Source organism: Streptomyces sp. NPDC006997 (assembly GCF_040635175.1).
Lineage (GTDB): Bacteria > Actinomycetota > Actinomycetes > Streptomycetales > Streptomycetaceae > Streptomyces.
The window spans coordinates 1-24526 of the sequence record NZ_JBEYHH010000053.1 but is presented as its reverse complement, the minus strand read 5'-3'; the positions used below and the strand labels follow the sequence as shown (position 1 = coordinate 24526).

General features: G+C 75.0%; 25 protein-coding genes. 13 read left to right on the top strand and 12 right to left on the bottom strand.

Annotation, left to right across the window (positions count from 1 at the left end; genetic code table 11):
* Positions 1–167: 167 nt before the first annotated feature.
* Positions 168–1334 (top strand): DUF418 domain-containing protein, encoded by a 1167-nt coding sequence (locus ABZ659_RS33015; protein WP_360227689.1) that lies wholly within the window; start codon positions 168–170, stop codon positions 1332–1334.
* 1 nt (position 1335) lies between these two features.
* Here the strand turns inward: ABZ659_RS33015 and ABZ659_RS33010 are convergent, their stop codons facing one another.
* The 8 genes from ABZ659_RS33010 to ABZ659_RS32975 form a co-directional block, all read right to left on the bottom strand.
* On the bottom strand, positions 1336–3231 hold the full coding sequence (locus ABZ659_RS33010) for a TraM recognition domain-containing protein (protein WP_360227686.1): 1896 nt from the start codon (positions 3229–3231) through the stop codon (positions 1336–1338).
* A 27-nt stretch (positions 3232–3258) separates the two neighbouring features.
* Positions 3259–4884 carry an ATP/GTP-binding protein gene (locus ABZ659_RS33005; protein WP_360227683.1) on the bottom strand — a complete coding sequence of 542 codons (1626 nt, stop codon included), beginning with the start codon at positions 4882–4884 and terminating at the stop codon, positions 3259–3261.
* Positions 4881–6377 carry an SCO6880 family protein gene (locus tag ABZ659_RS33000; protein ID WP_360227680.1) on the bottom strand — a complete coding sequence of 499 codons (1497 nt, stop codon included), beginning with the start codon at positions 6375–6377 and terminating at the stop codon, positions 4881–4883. Before ABZ659_RS33000 ends, ABZ659_RS33005 begins: the two co-directional genes overlap by 4 nt.
* Before the next feature lie 116 nt (positions 6378–6493).
* Positions 6494–7717: a hypothetical protein gene (locus ABZ659_RS32995; protein ID WP_360227677.1), complete on the bottom strand. Its 1224-nt coding sequence runs from the start codon at positions 7715–7717 to the stop codon at positions 6494–6496.
* Position 7718: 1 nt separating this feature from the next.
* Positions 7719–8489 carry a hypothetical protein gene (locus ABZ659_RS32990; protein WP_360227674.1) on the bottom strand — a complete coding sequence of 257 codons (771 nt, stop codon included), beginning with the start codon at positions 8487–8489 and terminating at the stop codon, positions 7719–7721.
* A gap of 28 nt (positions 8490–8517) precedes the next feature.
* Entirely contained in the window at positions 8518–8823 is a 306-nt protein-coding gene (locus tag ABZ659_RS32985; protein WP_360227671.1) for a hypothetical protein, read from the bottom strand.
* A gap of 59 nt (positions 8824–8882) precedes the next feature.
* A complete protein-coding gene (locus ABZ659_RS32980; RefSeq protein WP_360227668.1) occupies positions 8883–9173 on the bottom strand; it encodes a hypothetical protein in 291 nt (96 codons plus the stop codon).
* Positions 9170–9775, bottom strand: a complete 606-nt coding sequence (locus tag ABZ659_RS32975) for a DUF6668 family protein (protein WP_360227665.1) — start codon at positions 9773–9775, stop codon at positions 9170–9172. The genes ABZ659_RS32980 and ABZ659_RS32975 overlap by 4 nt, the downstream gene beginning before the upstream one ends.
* Positions 9776–9979: 204 nt before the next feature.
* On the opposite strand from ABZ659_RS32975, the gene ABZ659_RS32970 reads away from it, so the two are divergent.
* The 3 genes from ABZ659_RS32970 to ABZ659_RS32960 all read left to right on the top strand — a co-directional run bounded on the left by ABZ659_RS32970 (position 9980) and on the right by ABZ659_RS32960 (position 12511).
* Positions 9980–10792: a transglycosylase SLT domain-containing protein gene (locus tag ABZ659_RS32970; RefSeq protein WP_360227662.1), complete on the top strand. Its 813-nt coding sequence runs from the start codon at positions 9980–9982 to the stop codon at positions 10790–10792.
* A gap of 32 nt (positions 10793–10824) precedes the next feature.
* Entirely contained in the window at positions 10825–11709 is an 885-nt protein-coding gene (locus tag ABZ659_RS32965) for a hypothetical protein (RefSeq protein ID WP_360227659.1), read from the top strand.
* Between the two features lie 217 nt (positions 11710–11926).
* Positions 11927–12511 carry a sigma-70 family RNA polymerase sigma factor gene (locus ABZ659_RS32960; protein WP_360227656.1) on the top strand — a complete coding sequence of 195 codons (585 nt, stop codon included), beginning with the start codon at positions 11927–11929 and terminating at the stop codon, positions 12509–12511.
* Positions 12512–12524: 13 nt separating this feature from the next.
* Here the strand turns inward: ABZ659_RS32960 and ABZ659_RS32955 are convergent, their stop codons facing one another.
* The 3 genes from ABZ659_RS32955 to ABZ659_RS32945 are packed head-to-tail and all read right to left on the bottom strand — an operon-like array spanning position 12525 to position 15188.
* Positions 12525–13436 carry a hypothetical protein gene (locus ABZ659_RS32955; RefSeq protein WP_360227653.1) on the bottom strand — a complete coding sequence of 304 codons (912 nt, stop codon included), beginning with the start codon at positions 13434–13436 and terminating at the stop codon, positions 12525–12527.
* Between the two features lie 34 nt (positions 13437–13470).
* Positions 13471–14142, bottom strand: a complete 672-nt coding sequence (locus tag ABZ659_RS32950; protein WP_360227650.1) for a hypothetical protein — start codon at positions 14140–14142, stop codon at positions 13471–13473.
* Complete coding sequence (locus ABZ659_RS32945) at positions 14139–15188, bottom strand: NlpC/P60 family protein (protein WP_360227647.1); 1050 nt, start codon at positions 15186–15188, stop codon at positions 14139–14141. The genes ABZ659_RS32950 and ABZ659_RS32945 overlap by 4 nt, the downstream gene beginning before the upstream one ends.
* 257 nt (positions 15189–15445) lie before the next feature.
* On the opposite strand from ABZ659_RS32945, the gene ABZ659_RS32940 reads away from it, so the two are divergent.
* The 9 genes from ABZ659_RS32940 (at position 15446) to ABZ659_RS32900 (ending at position 23627) form a co-directional block, all read left to right on the top strand.
* The gene (locus ABZ659_RS32940) at positions 15446–15967 is read left to right on the top strand and encodes a DUF6668 family protein (protein ID WP_360227644.1); all 522 of its coding nucleotides are present in this window, start codon (positions 15446–15448) and stop codon (positions 15965–15967) included.
* Positions 15968–16003: 36 nt separating this feature from the next.
* On the top strand, positions 16004–16312 hold the full coding sequence (locus ABZ659_RS32935; RefSeq protein ID WP_360227641.1) for a hypothetical protein: 309 nt from the start codon (positions 16004–16006) through the stop codon (positions 16310–16312).
* Positions 16313–16338: 26 nt separating this feature from the next.
* Entirely contained in the window at positions 16339–17094 is a 756-nt protein-coding gene (locus tag ABZ659_RS32930; RefSeq protein WP_360227638.1) for a hypothetical protein, read from the top strand.
* Positions 17094–18386 carry a hypothetical protein gene (locus tag ABZ659_RS32925; RefSeq protein WP_360227635.1) on the top strand — a complete coding sequence of 431 codons (1293 nt, stop codon included), beginning with the start codon at positions 17094–17096 and terminating at the stop codon, positions 18384–18386. The genes ABZ659_RS32930 and ABZ659_RS32925 overlap by 1 nt, the downstream gene beginning before the upstream one ends.
* Positions 18373–19875, top strand: a complete 1503-nt coding sequence (locus ABZ659_RS32920) for an SCO6880 family protein (RefSeq protein ID WP_360227632.1) — start codon at positions 18373–18375, stop codon at positions 19873–19875. Before ABZ659_RS32925 ends, ABZ659_RS32920 begins: the two co-directional genes overlap by 14 nt.
* 21 nt (positions 19876–19896) lie before the next feature.
* Positions 19897–21366, top strand: a complete 1470-nt coding sequence (locus tag ABZ659_RS32915; protein ID WP_360227629.1) for an ATP/GTP-binding protein — start codon at positions 19897–19899, stop codon at positions 21364–21366.
* A 98-nt stretch (positions 21367–21464) separates the two neighbouring features.
* Entirely contained in the window at positions 21465–21896 is a 432-nt protein-coding gene (locus tag ABZ659_RS32910; RefSeq protein ID WP_360227626.1) for a hypothetical protein, read from the top strand.
* Positions 21897–21962: 66 nt separating this feature from the next.
* Positions 21963–23198, top strand: a complete 1236-nt coding sequence (locus ABZ659_RS32905; RefSeq protein WP_360227623.1) for a hypothetical protein — start codon at positions 21963–21965, stop codon at positions 23196–23198.
* A 3-nt stretch (positions 23199–23201) separates the two neighbouring features.
* Positions 23202–23627: a DUF4913 domain-containing protein gene (locus tag ABZ659_RS32900; protein WP_360227620.1), complete on the top strand. Its 426-nt coding sequence runs from the start codon at positions 23202–23204 to the stop codon at positions 23625–23627.
* A 62-nt stretch (positions 23628–23689) separates the two neighbouring features.
* On the opposite strand, the gene ABZ659_RS32895 is transcribed toward ABZ659_RS32900, so the two are convergent.
* A partial coding sequence (locus ABZ659_RS32895; RefSeq protein WP_360227617.1) for an RICIN domain-containing protein occupies positions 23690–24526 on the bottom strand: 837 nt, incomplete at its 5' end.

Sequence of the window (24526 nt, the reverse complement as noted above, 5' to 3'; positions counted from 1 at the left end):
CCTGACGGGTGGACGGGGGCGGGCCGCGTCCGCGGACCGCGGTCCCGCCGTGGTGTCAGGCGCAACGTGGCGGAGCGGTGGAGGGTTCAACTCCGGGGCGGGGGGCGGGGCGACTGAACCGGTGGGGTGGCTGGGCCGTTGGTGCCCCCGAGGTGAGGAGGCCCCTCGTGCTGTTTCCGTCCCGGGTCCGGGAGGTCGACGCGCTGCGCGGGTTCGCGCTGCTCGGGATCCTGCTGGTCAACGCGCAGGTCATCGCCGGACCGCACGTGGGGGCCGGGGGAACGCCGGTCGCGTCGGCCGTGGACGGGGTGGCGGCGTGGCTGGTCACCGCGCTCGTCGCCGCCAAGTTCTATCCGCTGTTCGCGTTCCTGTTCGGCTACAGCTTCACCCTCCAGCGCGCCGCCGCCGACCGGGCGGGCGCGCCCTTCGCGCCCCGGCACCTGCGCCGACTGCTCTGCCTCCTCGCCCTCGGGCTCGCGCACGGCGCGCTGCTGTTCTCCGGCGACATCCTGACGGTCTACGCGGTGCTGAGCCTCGTCCTCTTCGCGCTCCGGGACGTCACCCCGCGCACGGCCGTACGGACGGCGGCCTGGCTCGTCGCCGGGTGCGCGGGGTGCCTGCTGGCGTGGGGGCTGCTCACCGTCGCCTACGCGGAGCCGGTGGGCGCGGGGGAGGCGGCGGCCTGGGCGGAGGAGCGGGTCGCGGCGTACCGGGGCGGTCCCGGTGACATCGTCGGGGCCAACCTGCGGGCGCTGCGGGACGGACTCGGCTGGAACCTCGTGTACGGCCTCGACGTCCTCGCGGCCCTGCTGGCGGGCCTCGCCGCCGGGCGGGCCGGGCTGCTCGCCGCACCCGGCCGGCACCGGGCGCGGCTGCGGCGCGGCGCCGCCCGCACGCTGCCGGTCGGGCTGGCCGGGGGTGTCGTCATGGCGGTCTGCCGCAACGGTCCGCTCGACCGGCGCTGGTACGACGTCGGCTCCGCCGTCGGTGTGCTCACCGCGCCGGCGCTGACGGCGGCGTACGTCTGCGGGCTGCTGCTCCTGCTGGACGGCGGGTCCGGACGCCGGGTCGCCGCCGTCCTCGCCCCCGCCGGGCGGCTGGCGCTCACCCACTACCTCTCCCAGTCGCTCGTCCTGGCGCTGGTGTTCACCGGCTACGGGCTGGCCTGGTACGGGCGCGTGGGGACGGCGGCGCTGCTCGCCGGGTGCCTCGTCCTGTACGGCGTCCAGCTCGCCGTCAGCGGCTGGGTGACCCGGCGCTTCCGGTACGGCCCGGCGGAGTGGGTGCTGCGGGGGGTGACGGTGGGGCTGGGGCCGGGCTCGCGGGTGGGGTGAGTCACCCCGCGCGCTTGTCGAGGGTCACCGCGTCGCGTTGCCACCTGCTCGGGCCGTCGGCGGGAGTGGCCGTCTCGTAGGCGGCGGCTGTCTCGTAGGCGGTGGCTGTCTCGTGGGCGGCCGCTGTCTGGTGGGCGGTGGCGCCGGTCCACGCCCGGGTCGCGCGTTCGGTGATCGCCGCCGTCTCCGCCTTCGCCGCCGCCGAGATCGCCGCCGCGCCGGGCTCCTTGTACCAGGGGCGCAGCTGGATCAGCGCGGGCCGGACGCCGGTGGCCAGGAGCAGGGCGGTGCCCTTGGGCAGGGCGCGGATGCGGTCGGCGGGCAGGACGGGGTCCAGGCGGTAGGAGTACGACCGGGAGACGCCCTCCTTGCCGCGGGAGACGGACGGGGTGCGGATGTCCGTGTTGCCGACCAGCTTGGAGATCTTCTCCACGAAGTCGGCGTCGTCCAGGCCCGCGCCGAGCAGCTTGATCGTGGCCGCGCTCCACAGGGCGTCCATGCCCGCCTCGCCCCACACCCGGCTGCCCTGCCGGTAACTCTGGAGCAGGGTGACGACGTTGATGCCGCGGGAGCCGAAGTGGCTGTAGAGGTCGGGCAGGTCGGAGATGCGGCAGACGTTGGCCGCCTCGTCGAGGACGGCCGTCATCGGCGGGTCCAGGCGGCCCCCCATGCGTTCCGCGGCGACCACCCCGGCGCGCATGGTGGCGTCCGCGAGCCCGGCGATGACGCCCGCCGCCGAACCGCCGCCGTCCTTGGAGAGCAGGTAGAGCGTGTCCGTGCCGAGGACGTGCTCGTGCGGCTTGAACTGCGGGAGCCGCGGGTCGGGCGTCACCCAGGCCACGATCTCCGGGTCCAGGAGGCAGGCCACGCACTGCCGGGCGGTCTCGTAGATGCCGTCCCGGGTCTCCACCGCGCCGCGTACCGTGCCCTGCAACTGCTCGGCCATGGCGACCATCTGGACGTCCCGCAGCAGGTCGACCGGGGTGCGGTCGGCGGGGTCGGCGAGCCAGGCCAGCAGGTCGAGCACCGACGCCCTGCCGCGGGCGGCGGCGAGGAACAGCGCGGTGAGCGTGTTCTGCGCGGCGGAGATCCAGAAGTCCTTCTTCGACTGGTCGTCGTTGACCGACGCCACGAAGTGCCCGGCCAGCCGCCGCGCGCCCTCGATGGTGTGGCAGTCCGCGAGGATGTCCCACCACATCTCGCGGGGCGCGTGGGCGATGCCCTGCGGGTCGAACGTCCACACCCGGCCCGCCTTCGCGCGCTCGGCGCGGGTGACGGCGTACACGTCGGACTTGTTGGACGTCAGCAGCACCGCGCCCTGGGCGCGCAGCACGCGCGGGACGGCGATGCCGGTGGACTTGCCCGCGCGCGGGGCCATCAGGTCCAGCTCCACGTCCTCGAAGGAGGACCGCAGCTCGGGGCCGTTGGGGGCGAGGTCGCCGAGGAGGTTGCCGGTCTCGTCGGGGTGGAGTTCCGTACGGCCCTTGAGGGACGGGCGCAGGTCGCGGGCGCGGGCCGCGATGCCGTCCGGGGCGAGGGCTGCCAGCTCACGCCGTCCGGCCAGGCCCTTGGGGCGGGCGAGGTAGCTGACCGCCTTGCGGACGGTCAGGACGCACAGCGCGAGGGTCGTGCCGAAGACGACGACGATCCCGGCCGTCACACCGGTCGGGGACGCGCCCGGCCAGAGCCTGTCCGGGCCCTCGGTCAGCAGGGTCGCGAACGACGCCAGGCCGAACGCCGGGGGGTGCCAGCCGGAGCCGGTCGCCGCGGCGCCCAGCGTGCCGCCGAGCCAGACGCCGCCGAAGAGGACCAGGAAGCCGCCCGCCACCAGCACGATCGCCCACGGCATGAGTTCGCCGCCGTACATGCGGCCCTTGGCCGCGGTGGAGCCGCTCATGGGTTCACCTTTCGTCCGCCCCCGCCGTCACCGGGAGCCGTCGGTGGGCTCGTTCGCCGCCCAGCGCTTGTTGGTGTCGTGCAGGTGCCGTTCGGTGTCGGTGATGGCGACCTGGATGGGGATGCCGGGACGGCCACCGACCTTGATCAGGAACCGGCCGCGGCCGGGCGGCTCCTCACGGTCGCCGTGCGCGGCCCAGCCGGGCGGGGACGACCAGGAGGAGACGAGTTCGATCTCCCGTCGGGACAGGCCCACGATGTGGCCCAGCTCCTCCATCTCCTGGCGGGGCAGCCCGGCGCACACCACCATCCCGGCGCGTTCGACGAAGCCGCGCGCCTTGACCCGGTCGGCGTCGGTGCCGAGCGCCTCGGCGTCCTTCAGGGTGTGGGTGATCTTCGCGTCGCCCAGGCCGAGGGTGCGGTTGAGGCGGGTCAGCGCGTCGATGCGGTCGACGATGCCGGAGGCCGCGCGCAGGGGCCGCCACAGCTCGTCGAGGACGGTGAAGAACCAGCGCCGGGGCGCGAGTCCGGCGTCCGCGAGGGCGTGCGAGGCGGCGACCGTGCCCAGGCCGTCGGACCAGGCCGCGAGCATCGCCGCCGCGGTGAGCTGGGTGTCCGCCTCGCCGATCCGGGAGATGTCCATGCACACCGCGGACGAGCCGAGGTCGATGCGGGTGGACGTCTCGGAGGCGAACGTGTCGCCGAGCGGCCCGTCGAGGATGCCGAGCAGCGAGCGGTGCAGCGGGTCCACGGCGTCCCGGTAGCGGGCCTCGTCGCCGCGGTCCAGGGTCACCGCCCGGACCCGGGGCGGCCCTTCGGCGAGCACCCGCACCAGCTCGGGCAGCAGCGGCGCGCGGCCGGGCGGGGTGCGCTCGCGCAGGTGGTGCAGGGCGGCGGAGAGCACGGACTGCTCGTGGTCGCTCATGGCGCCGTCCCGCACGATGGTGATGAGCGCGGCGACCATGTTGAGGACGCGGCCGTGCGTCTCCGCCTCCAGCATCCGGCCCGCCTCGCCGCCGATCCGCCGGGCCGCCGCGCCCATGGCGCCGGGGTCGAGGACGTTGATGCCGCCGACGCCGCGGCCGATGGAGATGACCTGGCCGCCCAGGGCGCGCACCGTGTCGGCGTAGTCCGGCTTGAGGTCGCCCAGCACCAGCGGTACGACACCGGTCGCGGCCAGCCCGATGAGCATCCGGTTGACCAGCGTCGACTTGCCCAGACCCGGCATCCCGAGCATGAACAGCGACGGGTTGGAGATGTAGTGGGCGCGGGTGAACCAGGACAGCGGGTCGCCGCACACGGTGGCGCCGGTGTAGAGGTGCTGGCCGAGCGGTACGCCGGTCATGGGGGCGCCGGAACCGGCGGCGAACGGCCACAGCCCGCACGCCTGCACGGTGGTGGCCCGCCACATCGACGGCGGGTCGAGGTGGGCGACCTGCCCGCCACCGGGGCCGGGCCAGCCGCGGGCGGGGACGAGGGGCTCCTTGCGGGGGCGGTCGGCAGCGGTGGCCTTCTTCTTCCTGGCCTGCCGCCGTTTGTCGTTCCGCTGTGGCCTGCGGTCCGGGTCCTCGTCGCGCTGCGGGGCGGGGGCCTCGTCGTCCGGGTGCGGATCGAGGTCGTCCATCGTCGGTACATGCCGTATACGGGTGCTCACAGCGCCTCCTTCAGTTCGCGCGGCACGAGGGTGTGCTCCCACGGCAGGAGGCCGACCGGGAGCGTGCAGCTGAACGCCGCCGCCTGCATCCGGTCGGCGGGGCGCATCAGCAGCCGCGCCCCGGCCAGCAGGTTGCGGATGGTCACGTTCGCGTCCTCCAGTTCGGCGTCGGAGTCGACCGTCACCGTGACCATCAGCGAGAACTCCACCAGCCCGGCGCCGGTCGCCTCCTCCACCGCCGTCTGCTCGGCGGCCCGCACCTCGTTGGCGGCCCGGGCCTGCACCATGCCGCGCCGGGAGGTCGCCATGAACTGCGCCGCCCGCCGGTCGGCCTCGACGATGCGCGCCGACGTCGCCGGGTCGATGGGCCGGTACAGCAGCGCCACCCGCTTGCGCCGGGTGCCGGGCGCGTCCTCCAGCAGGCCGCGCAGCACCTGGGCGCGGACGGTGCCGCGCGGGGCGAGGGTGAGCATCCAGGTCCGGGACACCCCCGAGTCGTGCTGGTACGCGTTCACCTTCTCGATCGCCGCGGCGGGACCGGCGTCCTCCCACGTCAGCCCGGTGCCGCCGTGCACGGCGCGGGCCTCCAGGACGTCCGCGCCCACCGCCGGGTCGTACGCCACCCGGACGACCTCGGCGATGCGCTCCGCCGACAGGGGCGTGGCCGGTCCGCCGCCCGCCCGGACCACGCCTTCGAGGAGGCCGGGGATACGGACGGCCAGGTCGGCGACGAGGTCCTCGGCGCGGCGCTTCTGGCCGGGCGGCATCCCGTAGGTCAGCGCGAGGTAGGTGTGCATCTCCGACGAGGCGGTGGGGTAGCGCTGGACGACCTCCTCCATCACCGCCCGCGCCGCCGCCGGGGCGTTCGGGTCGATGCGCGGGAGCACCTCGTTGGCCAGCCGGGTGCCGGAGTCCGGGGCGGTCTCCACGACCACGGAGGCCCCGCGCAGCCCCGGCTCGCTGGACAGCCGGGCCAGCCAGTGGCCCCAGGACGCCACCCAGTTGTCGATCTGGTCGGAGTCGACGAGGGAACCGCCGTCGGGTTCACAGCCGAGCACGATGGTGTAGAGGTTCTTGCCGGGGTGGTGCAGTACGCCGAAGGGCTGGTCGTAGGCGTCGCGGCCCTCGGTGACCCGGACCCGGCTGAGCAGTCCCGGCGGGCGGAAGTTGCCGCCCGGGCGCGGGGACAGCGGGCCGGAGACGTAGCTGGTCGCGCCCTTGGCGCGGCGCCGGAACCAGCCGACGCGGACCGCGAGGAGCTGGTAGACGTTGCGGCCGTCCTGGGTGCGCACGGCCAGCGGGAGCAGGAAGAGGAGCTGGAGGAGCACCACGAACAGCGTGAGCGGCAGGGAGACGAGCGACACCATCAGGTCGACGACGAGCCCGCCGAACAGTCCGACGGTGCCGATGAGCCCGAACGGTCCGAGGCCGGGCCGCCTCGGTCGGCGCCAGTTCCCGTAGGTCGGGGAGGCGGGGGCGGCTTCGGTGGACATGGGGTGGCTGTCCCTTCGGTGAGGTGGGAGGAGAGTGGGCAGGGGCGGAGGGGGTGAGGGGGCCTGGCGCGCCCGGCGCACCAGGCCCGGTCACCGGCCGCCGCGGGGGCGGCCGGTCAGCGGTCGTCGTCCCGGTTGGCGCCCTGGACGCCGCTCGCGGCGACGTTCACGGCGCCCTTGGCGAGCTTCCCGGCCACGACCAGGGCCGCCACCGCGGGATTCGCCGCCGCGGCCGCGCCCCCGGCGCTGGCCGCTCCGGCACCGCCCGCCGCCGCGGCGCCGCCCGCCCCGGCGCCCGCCGAGCCGGCCTGGCCCGCCGGTCCCGCGCCGCCGCCCGGTCCGGACGCGCCGCCCGCGCCGCTGCGACCGCCGGCCCCGCTCGCGCCGGAACCGCCGCTCGCGCCCGAGGGCCCGCGCGACCCGGCGGAACCGCTGCCGCCGCCGGAGGCCGCCTTCCGGCCGCCCGAGTCGGCCAGCGACACCGCGCCGGAGGCGACGCCCCCGGCCACGCCCATCGTGGCGGACCCGACCGAGTCGCCGCCGAGCGCGGCCGTCGCCGGGACGATCAGCCGCATCAGCGCGGGCAGCGCCACGGCCGACAGCAGCAGCAGACCCATGCCGGCGATCTGCGTGTCGACGTCGCTGTGCGCCTCCGAGGCGTCGACCATGACGGACCCCGAGTACAGGACGAGCGCGACCGTCGGCTTGTAGAGCAGCCAGGCGGCCATCCAGCCGACGTGCTTGCGCCACCAGGTGCCGCCCCAGTCCGTCATGGACGCGGCGGCGGCGATCGGCAGCGTGCCCATCAGGATGATCATCACGCCGAGCCGGATCCACATCAGCAGGGCGTGGATGATCCCGGCGATCAGCAGCAGCACCCCGATGACCAGCAGCAGCATGTTCGGTACGTCGCCGTTGCAGTCGATGCCCTCCATGAGGTTCTGGAGGGTGCCGCGCAGCAGGAAGTCGGAGTACCGGTCGGTGAGGTCGACGAACGTGCCGATGATGGCCGTCACGCCCGCGCTCACCACGAGGACGCGCAGGATGCCCTTGAGGGCGAGCTGCCCCGACTCCGCGCGGCGCGTCAGCGCCATCTTGGTGGCGGCGACCAGGATCGAACCGCACGCGAGGTACACGACGATCCACCGCGTCTGGTTGCTGATCTTGCTGGAGGCGCCCGGGTTGGTGGACTCGATGTCCCACACCGCGTCGAAGACGCCGAGCGCGCCGGTGATGATGATCTCGGCGACCATCTGGATCATCGTGCCGATGGGGTCGCCGAACATGCCGAGGAAGTCGATGCCCCCGTCGCATCCGTCCCCTGCCGCGGCCAGGTTCATCTCACGCCCCCCACAGGGTGAAGCCGTCGGGTGTCGCCTGGCGCTTGACCGACGAGTACAGGGACCCGTCGTCCCGCAGCGCCACCTTCCAGTCGCCGTCCCGCCAGCGCACCGACACCGACGTGGACAGATAGCCGCCCAGCGGGTCGGTCACGAGCAGCCGTACGGTCGCCAGGTCGCCGGAGTACGACTCCAGGGAGTAGCCCGTGAACCGGCCGACGGGGCTGTCCTCCGAGACGGCCCTGCTGGTCCTGGCCTTGCCCGCGACGAACGTGTCCCGCGGCGCCCCCGGCACCACCTGCTGCTGGGCGACCAGCCGCCAGGAGACGCCGCTCAGCTGCACCGGGATGACGTGCGCCGCCAGTACCGCGCCGGTGGGCGTGTGGGCGAAGCACCACCACATCGTGGCCTCGGTGTTCAGGGGCCCGGCGGACGGGGAGACGGGCACCATGATGGCGACGAGCTTCCGCCACTCCACGTCCTCTGGCGCCGTGGTGGGCCGCGCGCCGTCCCGGTCGTCGGTCGCGCAGTTCTCCGGCCGCCCGCCCGGACCGCCGCGCACCTGCTGCGGGTCGCCGGGCGACAGCGGGCCGTCCAGGCCGGTGAGGATCTCCCGGCTGGTCTCGGCGAGGTCGGGTCCCTCGGGGTCGCTGACCCAGGCCACCAGGGACAGGACCAGGAAGAACCCCAGGAAGAGGGCCGAGCTGATCCAGCCCCGCTCTGTGTAGAAGGGACCGCTCACCGGGTCCCTCTTGCGCTGTGTACCGAACACGTCGACGGCCTCTCCCCGTGGGTCGGCCTCAGAAGAGGAACGCGACGGTGGGGCCCGCGGTGGCCACCAGCACACAGCCGCCCAGCACCATGCCGAGGCGGCTGAGGTGCTCCGACCCCTCACCGCGCTTCATGGAGACGGCCATCATGATCCCGGTGACGATGACCCCGGCCACCCCGGCCGCGGTGCCCGCCCAGGCGGCGATGCCGAGCACGGTGTTGACGGCGTCGGCGAGCTCGCCGGGGGCCTGCTTCTCCGGCTGCGGGACGTCGCCGGTACCGCCGGTGGTGCCGCCGGTGGCGGCCAGGACGAGGGTGTGCAGGGTGTCCTTCATCGGGTTCTCCAAGAGCTGTGACGAGTGGGGGACGGAACGGGCGGCCGACGGTGCGGCGGCTAGAGCACGAAGTTGACGATCGGTCCGGCGGTGGTGCCGAGGACGCAGGCGGAGATGACGATGAAGCCGCCCCGGAAGTAGGTCGCCCCCTCGCCCATCTCGCCGCGGCGCAACTGCATGGCCATCTGGATGCCCACGACGAGCAGGCCGCCGACCGAGGCCGCCGACACGATCCAGGTGAGGTAGCCGAGCAGGTCGCCCACCTCGGGCTGCGGGTTGAAGGAGCCGTTGGGGCCGAACTCGTCGGGGTTGACGCCGGCCAGGGTGAACCGGTCGGCCGTGAGCCTCACTTCGGCCTCCGGGCACGCCCGGCCGGTGCGGCGACGACCCGGGCCAGCGCGCGCACCGGCCGCGGCAACTGGTCGCTCTCCTCACCGAGCCGCCAGCGCGGCACCCACGGGACGCGGTGCACCGTGGCCGCCGAGCGCAGCACGCGCACCTGGCGGCCCAGCGGGCGCGGCAGTCGGCCCGGCGCGTCCGCGACGAGCACGACGGCGACCAGCCGCACCCCCGCCGGGTGCTCCCCCTTGCGGAGCGCGTTCAGCGCCTGGGACGCCGCCCGCATCCCCGCGTGGTGGGTGCGCGCCACCAGCAGGACCTCGCCGGGCTCGCCGTCCGCCGGGTCGGGCCACCGGCGGCCGACGTCCGCGCCGCCCAGCGTCCGGGCGAGGGTGCTCGCCCCGGCACCGCCGTGCGCGCTGACCCAGGCGACCCGGTCACCCCGGGCCACCGGCGCGGCGCGCTCCACCGACGGCGGCACGGCCCGCGGTGGTGTCGCCCGCGGCGGCGCCGCGGCCTGTGGCGGTGTGGTCTTCGGCGGTGTGGCCTGTGGTGCGGTCGGTCCGCGTACCCACATCTGTGAGCCCGCCGACGTCGTCGAAGGGACGCCCATGCGCGTCCACCCCTTCCTTGTCCTTCCCTCGCTCGCGAACCGCGACGGATCGATCCCGGATTGAACTGATGGATCGCCGTGTCCGTTGCTGCGTGCGGCGCTCGCGGTGATCCGTCGGGCAGCCACTACGGGAAATCAGGTGACCCGGTTCAAGGCGTCCCGGGACGTCTGCCGGGCGAGTGCGGGCGAGGGGTGTGAGGGGTCGTGGGCGCACAGACGGGAGGGGACTCCCAGAACGAGGCCGACCGGAAACGGAACTCCATGCTCATCGCCGCCGGCGCCGGTACGGGGGTCCTGGGCTGCTTCTTCGCCCCGCTGCTGATCCTCCTGCTGCTGCTCGGGGTGCTCGTGATGTGCGCCATCGGCTGGATCCTCTGGCCCGTGGTGCTGCTCTGCGAGATCGGCATCCTGCCCTGCGGCGGGGGCGGTGGGGGCGGGGGCGGTGGCGTGGACGGCAGCGTGATCGTGGACGCGTTCAACAGCGACGGCCTCGGCGAGCTGAACACCGAGGCCGTGCCCAGCAAGTACCGCGAGGTCATCGGGGAGGCCGGGCAGGAGTGCTCGCAGATCGGCGCCATCGTGATCGTCTCGCAGGTCCAGTACGAGTCCGGGTTCGTCGAGAACCTGGTCGGCCCCGACGGCGCGGAGGGCCTCTCCCAGCTCCCGCCGGACAAGTTCGACGAGTACGGCGAGGACGAGGACGACAACGACGAGACCTCGGCCCTGGACGGCGAGGACTCGATCATGGCGCAGGCCCGGTACATGTGCGCGCTCGCCGAGGACATCGACGCCCTGATCGCCGGCAACGAGGTCCAGGGCGACCGCCTGGACCTCACCCTCGCCGCGTACGACGCCGGTCTCGACGCGGTCAAGCAGGCCAAGGGCGTCCCGGAGACCCCGCGGTCCCAGACCTACGTCATCGGCGTCCGCTCGTCGTTCGCCCTGTACTCCGAGGACGCGGCCCTCTCGGACGAGGAGTACCCGAGCCTCAGCCCGCGTCCGACGCCCTCCGACTGACCAGCACGCCCAGCGTGGAAAGGAGCCCGCAGATGTTCGGCAGACGTACCCGCGAGGACCAGCGGCCGACCCCCTTCGACGTCCTCATACGAGGGGACGGCGGCGCCACGGTCGACGGTCGGCCCCTGGTCGTACCCGAGGGTGAACCGGTGCACGTGGCCGTGCTCGACCTGATGCACCGCCACGCGCAGGGGCGGGGCGAACCCGTCGAGGCGGCGATCACGGACCGCCAGCAGGGCGAGGTCACGGTGGTCGAGGTCGCCCCCGACGGATCGAGCCGGGTCGTCCTGCACGAACAGCACGAGGAGTTGGTGGAGGAGGAGGCGTACAGCGAGCCCGACCACGAACCGGACCACGAACCGGACCACGAACCGGACCACGAACCCGACGACGAACTCGACGACGAACCCGAGGCGGCCTCGGAGGACGTCCGGGTCCCGGGGGCCGCGGACGTCCCCGGCCAGCTCGCCGAACTCGTACGGCTCGTCGGGGAGTCGCTGGACTCCGGCGCGCCGGAGCGGGCCGCGGCGCTCGCCTTCCGGCTGCGGGAGCACACCGCGCGCGCCTTCGGGCCCGAGCACCCGCACACGCTGGAGGCACACGCCCTGGAGGCGTTCGTCGCGCACCGGACCGCCAACCACCGCCTCGCCACGGACATCTGCCTCGAACTGGCCCGGATCCGGCACCGCCAGGGCGACACCCGCGCCCACGAGGAGCTGACCCGCGCGGTCGCGGCCTGGTTGCGCAACGACGACGTGCCCTCCGCCGTCGAGCAGGGCCGGGCGCTGCTCGCCGCGCTGCTCACCCTGCGGCCCGCGCGGCAGGGCGGGCGGACCGTCATGGAGGCCGGGGTGCCGCACCTCGTCAATCGCCGTATGCACGCCCTGACCACCGCCCCCGTCACGGGCGCCGCCTGACCGAGAACCCGCAGCTCAGCCGGGTGGTGGCGGGGCCGCGGCGGGAACCCGCGCGACCCCGCCGCCGCCCGGCGCCGAGCCCCGCTCCGGCGGTGTCCGTCAAGCGGGCCGTCAACCGCTCGTCAACGCCACGTGGAACTCCCCTCGCAAGACTCCCGGCCAGCCACGACGGGGCCACCGACCACGGCCCCGGGTCACACGACTAGGGGGTACGACCTTGAGCTGGACCGTGATGGGCTCGACGGGAGCGGACACCGCCAGGGAACGCGCGCTGCGGGCGCTCTACGACGAACAGGCGGGTGATCTCTACAAGTACGTGCTGCGGTTGCTGGGGGGTGACCGGTACCGGGCGGAGGACGTCGTCCAGGAGACGCTGCTGCGCTGCTGGCGCACCCAGGACCTGGTCAGCGGCGAGCCGTTGCGGCCGTGGCTGTTCCGGGTGGCCCGCAACATCGTCGTCGACGACTACCGGACGCGGATGGCCCGCCCGCAGGAGGTCGACGGCACGGCCTGGCTGGACGAACTCCTCGCCCGCCGCGACGACCTGGACCGGCTGCTGTCCTCGGTGGTGCTCAGGGACGCCTTCAAGTCCCTGTCGGTCAAGCACCGCGAGGTGCTGTACGAGACGTACTACACCGGCAGGTCGACCCGTGAGGCGGCCCTCGCGCTGGGCATCCCGCCGGGCACCGTGAAGTCGCGGCTGTACCACGCGGTACGGGCGCTGCGGACGGCCCTGGACCTCGTCGCGACGCCGGACGGGGAGATCGACGCGGCACCCGCCTGGTACTCGCCGGCGGCGTGAGGCCGTACGGCGCTCACCGGGCCGCCCTGACGTCCTGCGCGGGGCGCTCCCAGGAGGGCGTCGGACGCCGCACGCGGCCCGGCGCCGGGGCGGTTCCCCGTGCCCCCGCCAGCCACGCCTGGTGTTCCAGGACGGCGGTCAGCGCGCTGCCGTCCGGGCCGGGCAACTGGTTGCGGAGGCGTACGACGCCGATGCCGGCGGCCAGCGCCTCGTCCAGGTCGGTGATCTGGAGCCAGACCGTCTCGGCGCGGGCGGCGGCCGCCTCGGCGCGTTCGCCGTCGCCCTGGTAGTGCCACCGCTCGGCGACGTCGCGGAACAGCCGTACGCCACCGCTGGCGTCCCCGGCGAGCACCGCGACGCGGGCCCGGACCTCGCGGACGCCCAGGGCGTCGGGGTGGGAGACGCCGAGGGTGTCGGCGGCCTGTTCGTCGAGGCGCGCGGTGAGTTCGACGGCCTGCGCGACACGGCCCGCCTTGAGGTGCGCGGTGACCTGGGCCAGTGAGTCGGCGTAGGCGTCGGGGGCGGGGCGCGGGTCCGGTGCGGGGCCGTGCCCCCGGGCGTCCGCCGGGCTCTCGGGAGCCGGGCCCGCCGACCCCGCTCGCTCCGCCGCCGGTCCGGACGTCCGGTCCCCGCGTCGCCGTGACGGCCGGTCGCGTTGGCGGCCTCCGCCCGGCAGTTCCTCCACCGCGCCGTCGGGGGAGACGGCCAGGTGCCACACGGTGCCGTCCGGTTCGGTGGCCCTGGCCCGTACCGGGCGGTCGAGTCTGGCCGCCGCCGCGGCGACCGTGCCGATGGCCCCGGCCCGGCTCGGGTGCCGGGTCTCGGGGACCAGCGGGCCGTGGGCGACGACCCGGCCGTCCTCGTGGACGGTGAGGGAGTAGACCGGCCAGGCGGGCACGTCGGCGGACTCGTACGCGGGGGGCATGGTTCCTCCGGGCTCGGGGACGGGGAGGTCCCGGCTACTGGACGGCGACATCGGCGACCCGCCACCCCGCCCCGGCCGCCGCGCGGGTGAGCCGTACGTACGCCACGACCGTCGTGGGCTCGCCCGTCCACCCCGCGCGGCCGTGCGGGGCGGCGGTGACCGTCCACTGCCGCCACGCCTCCGTGCCGGTGTCGGGCGGGATCGCGGCGTCCGCGGCCCGTTCCAGCGTGACCTCGGTGACGGCGCGGTGCCCGGCCCACTCCCGCCACCGCGCGCCGGGCACCGAGCGCGGCTGGTGGTCGCGCAGCCGCCGGGCGTAGGCGGGGGTCAGCCAGCCCGCGTCGGCCGCGCGGACCCCGGCGTCGTGCGGCCCGCCGTCGGTGACGGTGTCGTACGTCCACAGCGCGGTGAGCGCGCCCCGGGCGACCGCGTCGGCGTCCCGCTGGTCCACGTCGGCGGGGCGGGGGACGTCCACCCGCGGGGTGCCCCCGGGCTCCGTCGGCACGGGGGACGCCTCGGCGGGCCCGGACGGGGAGGGGTACGGGCCGGTGCCGGTCGCCGCGGGCGCCGTGGGCGTCGAGGGCGTCGCCTCCGCGGCGACCGGTCCGCCGTCCCCGCCGGAACCGGAGCCGCAGCCGCCGAGGGTGAGGACGAGGGCGAGCACCGCGAGGGCGCCCCGGACAGTTCCGACACGGGGCAGGGTCATCCGAACCGCCTCACCTTCTGGGGCCTGTGGGAGTAGTAGGGCTGGTCGAGGCGGTCGATCCGCACGACGTCGCCGGTCCTCGGGGCGTGGATGAACTGCCCGTGCCCGAGGTAGATGCCGATGTGGTCGAAGCTGCCGTGCAGGTCGAACCCGATCACGTCACCGGGCCGCATCTCGTCGCGGGCCACCGGCTCACCCGCGCCGACCTGGAGCTGGGAGACCCGCGGCGGCAGCACCTCGCCGCCGCTGGCCTGGTAGACGGCGTACTGCACGAGGCTCGAACAGTCGAACCCGACCGTGTTCGCGCCCTGCGCGTACCCCCGCCCGGGGCCCTCGGGCCCGCCGCCGCCCCAGGCGTACGGGGTGCCGAGCCACTTCCGGGCGGCGGCCACCACCCGGTCCCCGAACGCCCCGCCGCTCCCGGTCGGCCCGCCCGCGGTGTAGCGGGCCATGGAGGAGACGATCCGGGCGACGTAGGACTGGGTCTCCGGGTACGGCGGGATGCCGCCGAACGTCTCGACCGCGCCGGGCCCGGCGTTGTACGCGGCGAGCATCAGCCGGGTGGGGTCGCCGTCGGCGCCCGTGGACCCGACCTGGTCGGCCAGCCAGCAGTCGTAGCGGGCCTGCGTCAGGATGGCGTCGGCGGGGGTGAACGGGTCGGCGACGCCGTCCGGCCGGGCGCTGCCGCCGTCGCCGCCCGCGTCGACGCCCCAGGTCGCCCAGGTGCCGGGCATGAACTGGCTCAGGCCCCGTGCGTCGGCCGGGCTGACCGCGAGGGGGTTCCAGCCCGACTCGGCCTCGATCTGCGCGGCCAGCAGCGGCGCGCTGACCTCCGGGCACTGCCGGGCGGCCAGCTCGATCCACGGCACGTACTCCGCCGGGACGCGCCCGGAGTCGAAGGTGGTGGCGAACCCCACGGGGGCGGCGTCCTCTTCCCGCTCCGCGGCGCCCAGCACCGACAGGCCGACCATCGAGCCGAGCAGTCCGAGGACGGCGCAGCCGGTCACCAGGAGCGTCGATCTCGCCTGTGCGGCAGGGCCGCTCATGTCCAACCCCCTGTGGAAGTCGCGCGGTTCGGGAGCCTCTCCGGGCAGCGTGACCCAACTCGTCCGGTATCAGAGCTTTTTGGTGAGACATCCCTTGTGCGTTGTACGCAACGTATGTATAACTTGCGTCTGTTGAGTCAGCGGATGAGGGAGTTGCCGTGGCGGGGGATGTGCCGGATGTCAATCCCTGGTTGCCGCAGCCGGGTCCTTCGGGGGGCAGCAACGGGAAACCCCGCGGATCGGTTCAGGAGGTGTCGGTGCGGCTCTCGGGCCCGGCGGCACCGCAGGGCGTCGGAGTGCCCCGGCCCGAGCACGCGCTGCCCGTCGCCCGGCCGCCGCGGACGGACGCCGGGCACTCCTGGTGGTGGCTGGGCGTGCACGGCGGCGCGGGCGTCAGCACCCTGGAGCGCGCGGTGCCCGGCGGCCGGGACGCGGGCCGCGCCTGGCCGGTGTCCCCGGCGTCCCCGGCCGCGTCCGTCGTCCTCGTCGCCCGCTCCAGCGCGCACGGCGTGCGGGCGGCGCAGAGCGCGGCGCGGCAGTGGGCGTCGGGCATGGTCACCGGCGTCGACCTGCTCGGTCTGGTCGTCGTCGCCGACGCGCCCGGCCGCCGCCCCCGGGCCCTGCGCGACCTGGTCCGGCTGGTGTCGGGCGCGGTGCCCCGGCTGTGGGAGATCCCGTGGGTGGAGCCCTGGCGGCTCGGTGAGTCACCGCTCACCCACCTGCCGGGGGAGTGCGCCCCACTGGCCCGCGACCTGACCCGGCTCACCCGGACCGCGTAGGCCCGACCGTCAACCCATCTGAATAGGAGCCCTCCGTTGACCAGCCTGCTGACGACCGTCCTGGACGCCTCACCCCACCTCGCCCCGCTGGCCCAGCCCTCCGGCGTCCCGGACGTCGGCGGCGGGGAGGCGCCGCCCGGCGCGGAGGGCCTGCTCACGGTGTTGAAGTGGGTGGCCTGGAGCGTCACCGCGCTGTGCGTCGCGGGCATCTTCGGCGTCGCCGCCCGGATGGCGGTCGACCATTCCCGCGGCGGTGGCCGCGAACACGCCCGCGGTCTCGGCATGGTCCTGGGGGCGTGCCTGCTCGTCGGCTCGGCGTCCGGGATCGTCGGGGCGCTGGTCTGACCGCCGGTCGAGGAGGGAGTAGCGACATGCCGGAACCCCGCGACCGCGCGGTCCCCGACGAGCCCCGAAGCCCCTGGCTGCGCGGCGGTTTCGTCCTCGCCGCCGCGTTCGTCGGCTTCGTCACCGTCATCGGCGCGGCGATCGCGGTGGGCGCGGACACCCCGGACGGGGACGACCCCACCACCACGGCTCGGACCCCGGGCGCCCGGGCCACCGCTCCCGCCGCCCCCTCAGGAGCCGACTGCCCCGCACTCGCCGACGACGTACAGGACGTCCCCGCCACCGCCCCGACGGACCTCACCTGGACCCTCTACGGGTCCGTCGCCCTCCCCGCCTCCGAGGCGGCCGGGCCCGCCGTGACCGACGGGGACGTGGCGCGCTGCTACGCCCGCACGCCCCTCGGCGCCCTGCTGGCCACCAGCCAGATCAGCGTGCGCTACCTGGCGGCCGGTGACTGGCTCGCGGTGACCCGCGCCCAGACCGTCGGCGCGGGCCGCGACGCCTACCTCGCCGAGCGGCGGGCGGCCGAGCGCACCGCGCCCCCGGACGCCGGGGCCCGGGGCGCCGTACACGGGCAGATCGCCGGGTTCCGGTTCGTCACGTACCACGACACGACGGCGGTGATCCAGACCGTGTGGCGGTTCCCGGACGGCCGGATGCAGGCCGCGACGACGACCGTGCTGTGGCGGGACGGCGACTGGCGGCTCGAGTACCCGGCCGACCCGGTCGCGCCCACCCCGGTGGACTCCCTCGCCGGCTACACCGAGTGGGGAGGCGTCTGATGGCGGGCTGTGACTTCGGCTGGGTGGCCCCGACGATCGGCGGCTACTGCGTCGGCGACGGCGCGGGCACCGCGCCCGAGGACCTCGGCGGCAGCGGCTTCGACGACATCGCCGAGAGCGCCGCGCAGGCGGCGAGTACGACGGTGAAGGCGCTCGGCGGCGCCTGGATGAACCTCGGCACACCGGACCTGGCGGACAGCGCGGGGCCGGTGGCGTTCCTGCGGGGGTCCACGCTCTGGTTCACGTCCTTCGCCGCCGTGCTCTGTCTGCTCGTCGCCGCCGGGCACATCGCCTGGCAGCGGCGCGGGGAGCCGGCGCGGCAGGCACTCCAGGGGCTGCTCAACCTGGTGGTGGTCTCCTCGGCGGGGGTCGCCGTGGTCAGTCTGCTGGCCGTCGCGGGCGACAGGTTCAGCGTGTGGATCATCGACCGGTCCACCGGCTGCGAGCAGATCAGCGCCACCGGCGACCCGGTGGCGGGCTGCGTCGAGGAGTTCGAGCGGCGCACCTCGGCGATGCTGGCGCTGGGCGGCACGGAGTCGTCGTTCCTGGTGCTGTTCATGGCCCTGCTGGTGGTCGTGGGCAGCGTGGCGCAGATCGCGCTGATGATCGTACGGATGGCGATGCTGGTGATCCTCACCGGCACGCTGCCCCTCGCGGCGGCGGCGAGCGGCACGGCGGGCGGCCGGGTGTGGTTCCGCCGCTCGGTGGGCTGGCTGCTGGCGTTCGTGCTCTACAAACCGGCGGCGGCGGTCGTGTACGCGGCGGCGTTCGCGATGGGCGGGGAGGCCCGGGGGACCGGGAGCGACGGGGTGGTCTCCATGGTCTCCGGCGTCGTCCTGATCGTGCTGGCCTGCTTCACGCTGCCCGCGCTGCTGCGGTTCGCGGCGCCCGTCGTGCAGGCGGTGGCGTCCGGGACGGGACGGCGGGGCGGCGCCGCCGCGGCGGCCTCCGGGACCGGCGGCACGGCGGCGGCCACCGGGGCGCTGCCCGTACCGCAGCTGCGGAACCTGGCCGCGGGCCGTTCGGTGTCCGGCGCCGCGCTGGCCGCCGAACCGTCGACGGCCACCGGCGGACGCACCGCCCCCGGCCCCACCCCGGCCCGCGGCGCCGACCGCGCCGCGGGCGTCCCCGTCCGCGGCACGGCCCCCGACGACCCCGAGCAGACGCAGACGCAGACGCAGACGCGGACGACCACCGCGTACGACGACGAAGAGGCGGCGCCACCGGTCCCGGTCCCCGACCGGGACCCCGTCGCCGACGAGCGGCAGGAGAACCCCCGTGGCAGTCACTGAAGCACCCCGGCCCCGCACCTACGGCAACTTCCGCAAGCCCCGCACCTCGGGACTGCGGGGCCTCTCCCTCGGCGCGACCCTGCTGCTGTTCGCCGGGCTCGTCGCGGTGGTCCTGGCGACGCTGGTCTCGACCTGGGCGGCGCTGGGCCTGGCCGTCGCGCTCGCCGTGCTGACGGCCCCGCTCGCGGTACGGGACCGGCACGGGCGCACGCTGATGCAGCGCGGCGCGGTCCGGCTGGCCTGGTGGCGCACCACGGCCTCCGGCGGCCACCTGTACCGCTCCGGACCGCTGGGCCGCGCCGGGTACGGCACCTGCCGGCTCCCCGGCCTGGCGGCGGAGTCGACGCTGACGGAGGCGCAGGACGGCTACGGCCGCCCGTTCGCCGTGATCTCCGTCCCGTCGACCGGGCACCACAGCGTCGTCATCGCCTGCGACGCCGACGGCTCCGCCCTCGTCGACGAGCGGCAGGTCGACACCTGGGTGGCGCACTGGGGGCAGTGGCTGGCCACGCTGGGCGCCGAACCGGGCCTCGTCGCCGCGAGCGTCACCGTGGAGACGGCGCCCGACACCGGCGTACGGCTGCACCAGGAGATCGCCGCCAACTCCGTCGCCGACGCCCCCGACCTCGCCACCGCGATGCTCCGGGAGGTGCTGGCCGCCTACCCCGCCGGGTCCGCGCAGATCGCCACCCGGATCGCGCTGACGTACTCCGGCGCCGCCCGCCCCGGCTCACCGCGCCGCAGCGCCGACGACATGGCGGTGCACATCGGCACCCGGCTGCCCGGACTGACCGCCGGACTCTCCATGACCGGCGCCGGTACGGCCGTCCCGATGACGGCGACCGAACTGGCGGAGGCGGTCCGCGTCGCCTACGACCCGACCGTGGCGCCCCTGGTGGAGGAGGCCCGGGCCACCACCGGCGGCTCCGGGCTGACCTGGGACGAGGCCGGACCGATGGCCGCCCAGGAAGCCTGGGACCACTACCGCCACGACGGCGCGTACAGCGTGACCTGGGCGATGACGGAGGCCCCGCAGGGCGAGGTCTTCTCCAACGTCCTGACCGGCCTGGTCCAGCCCAGCCGCGACATCGCCCGCAAGCGCGTCACCCTGCTGTACCGCCCGCACAGCCGCGCCGAGGGCGCCCGCGTCGTCCAGCAGGACTACAAGAACGCCCTGTTCACCGCCCAGCAGTCGCAGATCGGGCAGGCCCGCGACGACGCCGAGGTGACCGCCGCCCGCCGCACCACCGAGGAACAGGCCCAGGGCCACGGCGTCATCCGCTTCGGCCTGCTGGTCACGGCCACCGTCAGCTCCGCCGCCGAACTGGCGACCGCGGCGGCGGCCGTGGACAACCTGGCCCCGGCCGCGCGGATCGCCGTACGGCCCGTGTACGGCTCCCAGGCCGCGGCCTTCGCGGCGGCGCTGCCGCTGGGGCTGGTGCTGCCCCTGCACACGGCGTTGCCGCAGACGGTCCGCGACGCGATGTAGCCGACGAACGAGGAGACCCCCGTGAAGACCCGCGCCACCCCGAAGGACCCCCGCCCGCCGCGCCCCACCTCCCGGGGCTGGCCGGGACGCGGCGGCGGCATGGTCGGCTACGTCGACCCCGCGCCCGAGTGGCGCGGCACCACCGTGCAGGTCTGCGGCCTGTGGCCGTTCGGCGCCGGGGCCGGGACCCCGATGGTCGGGGTGCCGCTGGGCCGCGACCTGGACTCCGGGGCGACGGTGTGCTGCGACCCGGTGTCCTGGTTCACGCGCACCGGCCTGCTCGCCAACCCGTCGATGTTCGTGCTGGGCCGCCCGGGACTCGGCAAGTCGACGGTGGTCCGCCGGATGGCGCTGGGACTGTCCGGCTACGGCGTCCACCCGCTGATCTTCGGGGACCTGAAGCCCGACTACGCCGACCTGATCCGCGCCATCGGCGGGCAGGTGATCAGCCTGGGCCGGGGGCGGGGCAACCTCAACGTCCTGGACCCCGGCGAGTCCCTGCGGGCGGCGGCCCGGCTCACCGGCGACGCGCGGCGCCGCCTGCTCGCGGACATCCACGGCCGCCGCCTCCACATGGTCTCGGCGCTGGTGACGATCCTGCGCTCGGCGCCCCCGACGGACCGCGAGGAGACCATCCTGTCGGCGGCCCTCAACGTCCTCGACGACCGGGCGGGCACGCGGGCGCCGGTCCTCGGCGACCTCGTCCGGGTCATCAAGGACGCCCCGGAGCCGGTGCGTTCGGTCGCCCTGGACCGCGGTGACCTGGCCCGCTACCGGGACATCACCGAGAACCTGGAGGCGTCCCTGACCGCCCTGCTCGGCGACGGCCGACTCGGCGGCACCTTCGCCCGCCCCACCACCGAGCCGATGAAGCTGGACCGCCCGGTCTGCTTCGACGTCAGCGGCATCGACGACAGCGAGACCCTGCTCCAGGCGGCGGCCCTGCTGTCCTGCTGGTCCTACGGCTTCGGCGCGGTCTCCGCCGCGCACGCCCTCGCGGACGCGGGGCTCGAACCGCAGCGCAACTACTTCCTCGTCATGGACGAGCTGTGGCGCGTTCTCCAGGCGGGCCGCGGCCTCGTCGACCGGGTCAACGCCCTCACCCGCCTCGACCGGCAGCGCGGCGTCGGCCTCGCCATGGTCACCCACAGCATCGACGACCTCCTCGCGCTGCCCACCGAGGAGGACCGCACCAAGGCGAAGGGCTTCGTCGAACGCGCCGGCATGGTGGTCTGCGCGGGCCTGCCGCCCGCCGAGATGCCGCAGCTGTCCCAGGTCGTGGAGCTGACGGAGGCGGAGAAGCGCCTGCTGACCGACTGGTCCACCCCGCCCGCCTGGGACGCCGCCGGAGGCCGCCACACCGACCCGCCCGGCCTCGGCAACTTCCTGATCAAGGTCGGCAGCCGCCCCGGCATCCCCCTGCACGTGGACCTGACGGAGGCGGAGCTGGGGGTCAACGACACCAACAGGCGCTGGCGGAGGCGCACGTAGGCGCCACCCGGCGGTGAACCATTTCCGCCGCGCTTCCGTGGTGCGGGGCAGGAGGCCGCCGTCCCCCCGGCGGCCTCCTGCCAGAAGGAGACGCGGTCGTGGGCCTGGCGAAGAGGATCGGACGGGCGGTGCTGCGGGCGCTGTCACGGACGGCGCCCCTGTGGGGCCTGGCCCTGGTCGGGCTCGGCCTGGGACTCGCCATGGGCGCGACGATGGGGCTGGCGCTGCCCTTCGGACTGGCGGGAATGGCCTGTTTCGGTGCCGTCGGGCGGGAGATCATGAGACGCCGGGCGGCGGCACCCCGGCCGGAGGCACGGCGGACACGGCCGTCGCCACCACCCACCCCGCCCAGCGCAGCCGTACCGCCCCCGGCCCGTCAGGCGCGTGCGGCGCGGCCGCCGTCGATGCCGCCCTCCGTGGCCCGGTTCGCGAACCTGCCCGTGCCCGGCGCGACCGCCCGGTCCACACCCCGGCCCCGGACCCCGGCGCCCGCCACCCGGCGACGGCGGCGCGCGGGACCGTCCCGTTGAGGACGTGAACCGTTTCCCCCGCCGCTCCGATGTGCCTGACGACGCCAACAAGGAGGAGGTCCGGCGATGGCGGACGAGCAACGCAGGAACAGGCGGGGCACACCTGACTCGACGGGGAGCGGCAACAGCGGCAACAGCGGCGGCTCCGGGCAGACGAACACGAGCGTCTCCAGCAGCGACAGCTACACCACCGCGCCGGAGGTGTGGAACACCCTGCCGGACGACCCTCCCAGCGAACGGCGGGTCAGGGAGACCCAGCGGGACCGGGACAGGGTGCGGCTGCCCTCCAACTTCGACCCGGAGTCGCTGCGGCAGCTCCCGCAGCGCAACCCCTTCTACTCGACCGCCATCCAGGGCTGGGCGTACGTCACCCACGGCAGGACGTTCACGTCCGCCCTGAACCGGGCCGGGACGGCGTACCGGTGGGTCGAGGCGAACCGGAACCAGATCGCCGCGATCGGCGGCGGTGGCACCGCCGCCATCCTCCAGGGCGCGGGCATCCTCGGCCAGAGCGCCGCCGCGCCCGCCCAGACACCGGGGCAGGCCGCCTACGGCGCCGGCACCGGCGTGGCCGCGGGGCTCGCCGCGCTCAGCACCATCGAGGGCGTGCGCAGCGTCGCCAACGAGCTGTACCGCCGCTACACCGGCCAGGGGCCGTCCCCGGAGTTCCAGCAGTCGCGGTGGAGCAACCTGGGGGTGTGGGTCACCCAGGCGATGCAGGCGGGCGGCGCCGCCGCCTACGGCTACGGAGCCAGCGGCCACCAGCAGGACGCCAACGCCGCGTACCTCACCCAGGGGCTCGGCGCGCTGACCCTCGGGACCGGGACGCTGGCCCAGCCCGTGGCGGAGTGGTACGCCAACCGGAACAACCCCCAGACCACCGGGCAGGACACGACGGACGGCACGGAACTGAGCACCCTGTCCTCCCAGGACCCGAGGGCGTCGTCCTCGCACAGCGGGAACGACCCCGCCTCCCGGCAGAACCAGTCACTGGTCCCGATGGACCGGTGGCAGACGTACGACCCCCAGGCCTGGACCACGGCCACGGAGGGCCAGCCGGTGGCCGAGTCGTCGCGGATGGGAGCCGCCCGCGGCGCGCAGAACCCCGTCGCCTACACCTCCAGCTACCTGCCGCACGGCAACGGCGACCAGACCCGCCGGGCCAGCCAGTCCACCACCGGTCAGTCGGCGTCCGGTCAGTCGTCGTCCAGCCAGTCGCGGCAGAACAACGGCAGCTCGTCCTCCCAGTCCCAGCAGAGCAGCCGCAGCAAGGCCAAGAAGCCCGCGAAGCGGGGCAAGTGATCCGTGACGCCTGACAGTGCCCCGGCGGACGGCTCCGAGGCGGAGACCGAGCAGCCGCGGTTCATCCTCTACCTGAGCGGGGCGGACTACGCGCACACGCTGCGGCAGCTCACGCTCTGGGCCCACCACGTCCTGCTGCCGGTCTACGGCCGGGAGGTCACCTCCTCGGAGCCCTGGTGCTCCCGCTGGTGGGAGCACCCGGAAGCCGTGGCCCAGCTGCACGGTCTCTGGCTGGCCTGGGGCGAGCTGACCGGCCCCGGGTCGGGGATGTGCGGGCCCGCCAACTGGCACCGGGACTACCTGGGGCCGGTGCTGACGGCCCTGCGCGACCCGTCCGGCCCCTTCGCCGGCTGCAAGCCCGGCAGCCATCGGGCGAAGGAGGTCCCGACGGTCGACGCCCAGGACCCGTTCGGACCGCCGCCTCCGTAGGAACGGGGAAGCGGGCGTCCCCGTCAACCGCGGTCGGCTGGCGGGGACGTCCGTTCCCCCGGTCACGGCTTGCGGAACACCCACCGGTGGTCGTCGGTGTCGCTGCACGGGAACACCGTGACGTTGGTGTGCGCGGCCTCCCTGTCGGTGCGGGACACGTCGAGGCACAGGTCACCGCTCTTCTGGTTGCGGATCCAGTACGCGCCGTCCGGGCGCCGGTCCAGCCACCAGAGCTGGTTGTCGGCGGAGGTGCCGTCGCAGTGGTACTCGGTCACCGGCGTGGTCGCGCCGACGGGGCCGTAGTTCGGCAGGTCGAAGCAGAGGCCGTCCTTGGCGTTGCGGATCAGGTAGAGGTCGGCGCCCCGGGTGCCGCCGCCCCTCACCCGCCGCTCCAGGGTCCAGCGCTGGTTGTCGGCGGCCGACGCCTCGCAGGCGGCGTCCTGGACCTTGCCGTCCGGCCTGCCCTTGCCCGTGCCGGGGACGTCGACGCAGTAGCCGTACTTCTTGTTCCTGATCAGGACCGCGCCGGTGGGGACGGCGGGATCGGCGTCGGACTCGGGCGTCGACTTCGGGGTGGGCTCGGGGTCGGGCTTCGGTGTCGCCTTCGGGGTGCGGTGGGTCGGCTTCGGCTTGGGCGGTGGGGTCCTCTTCTTCTTCGCCTCGCGGGTGTGCTTGGGGGAGGGGCTGGGTGGGGGTGGGGTGTAGGCGCGGGAGGAGAGGGTGGGGGTCACCGTCACGGGGGTGGGGGGCGTGCTGGGTTCGAGGCTGACGGAGGGTTGGTCGGCGCCGGTGGTCTGGCTGTCCCCGTCCGTGGGGCCGTGGGTGCCGAGGGCGACGAGGGAGCCGATGACGAGGACGGCGACGGTGACGCCGACCGTGCCGAGGACGAGGGGGCGTTG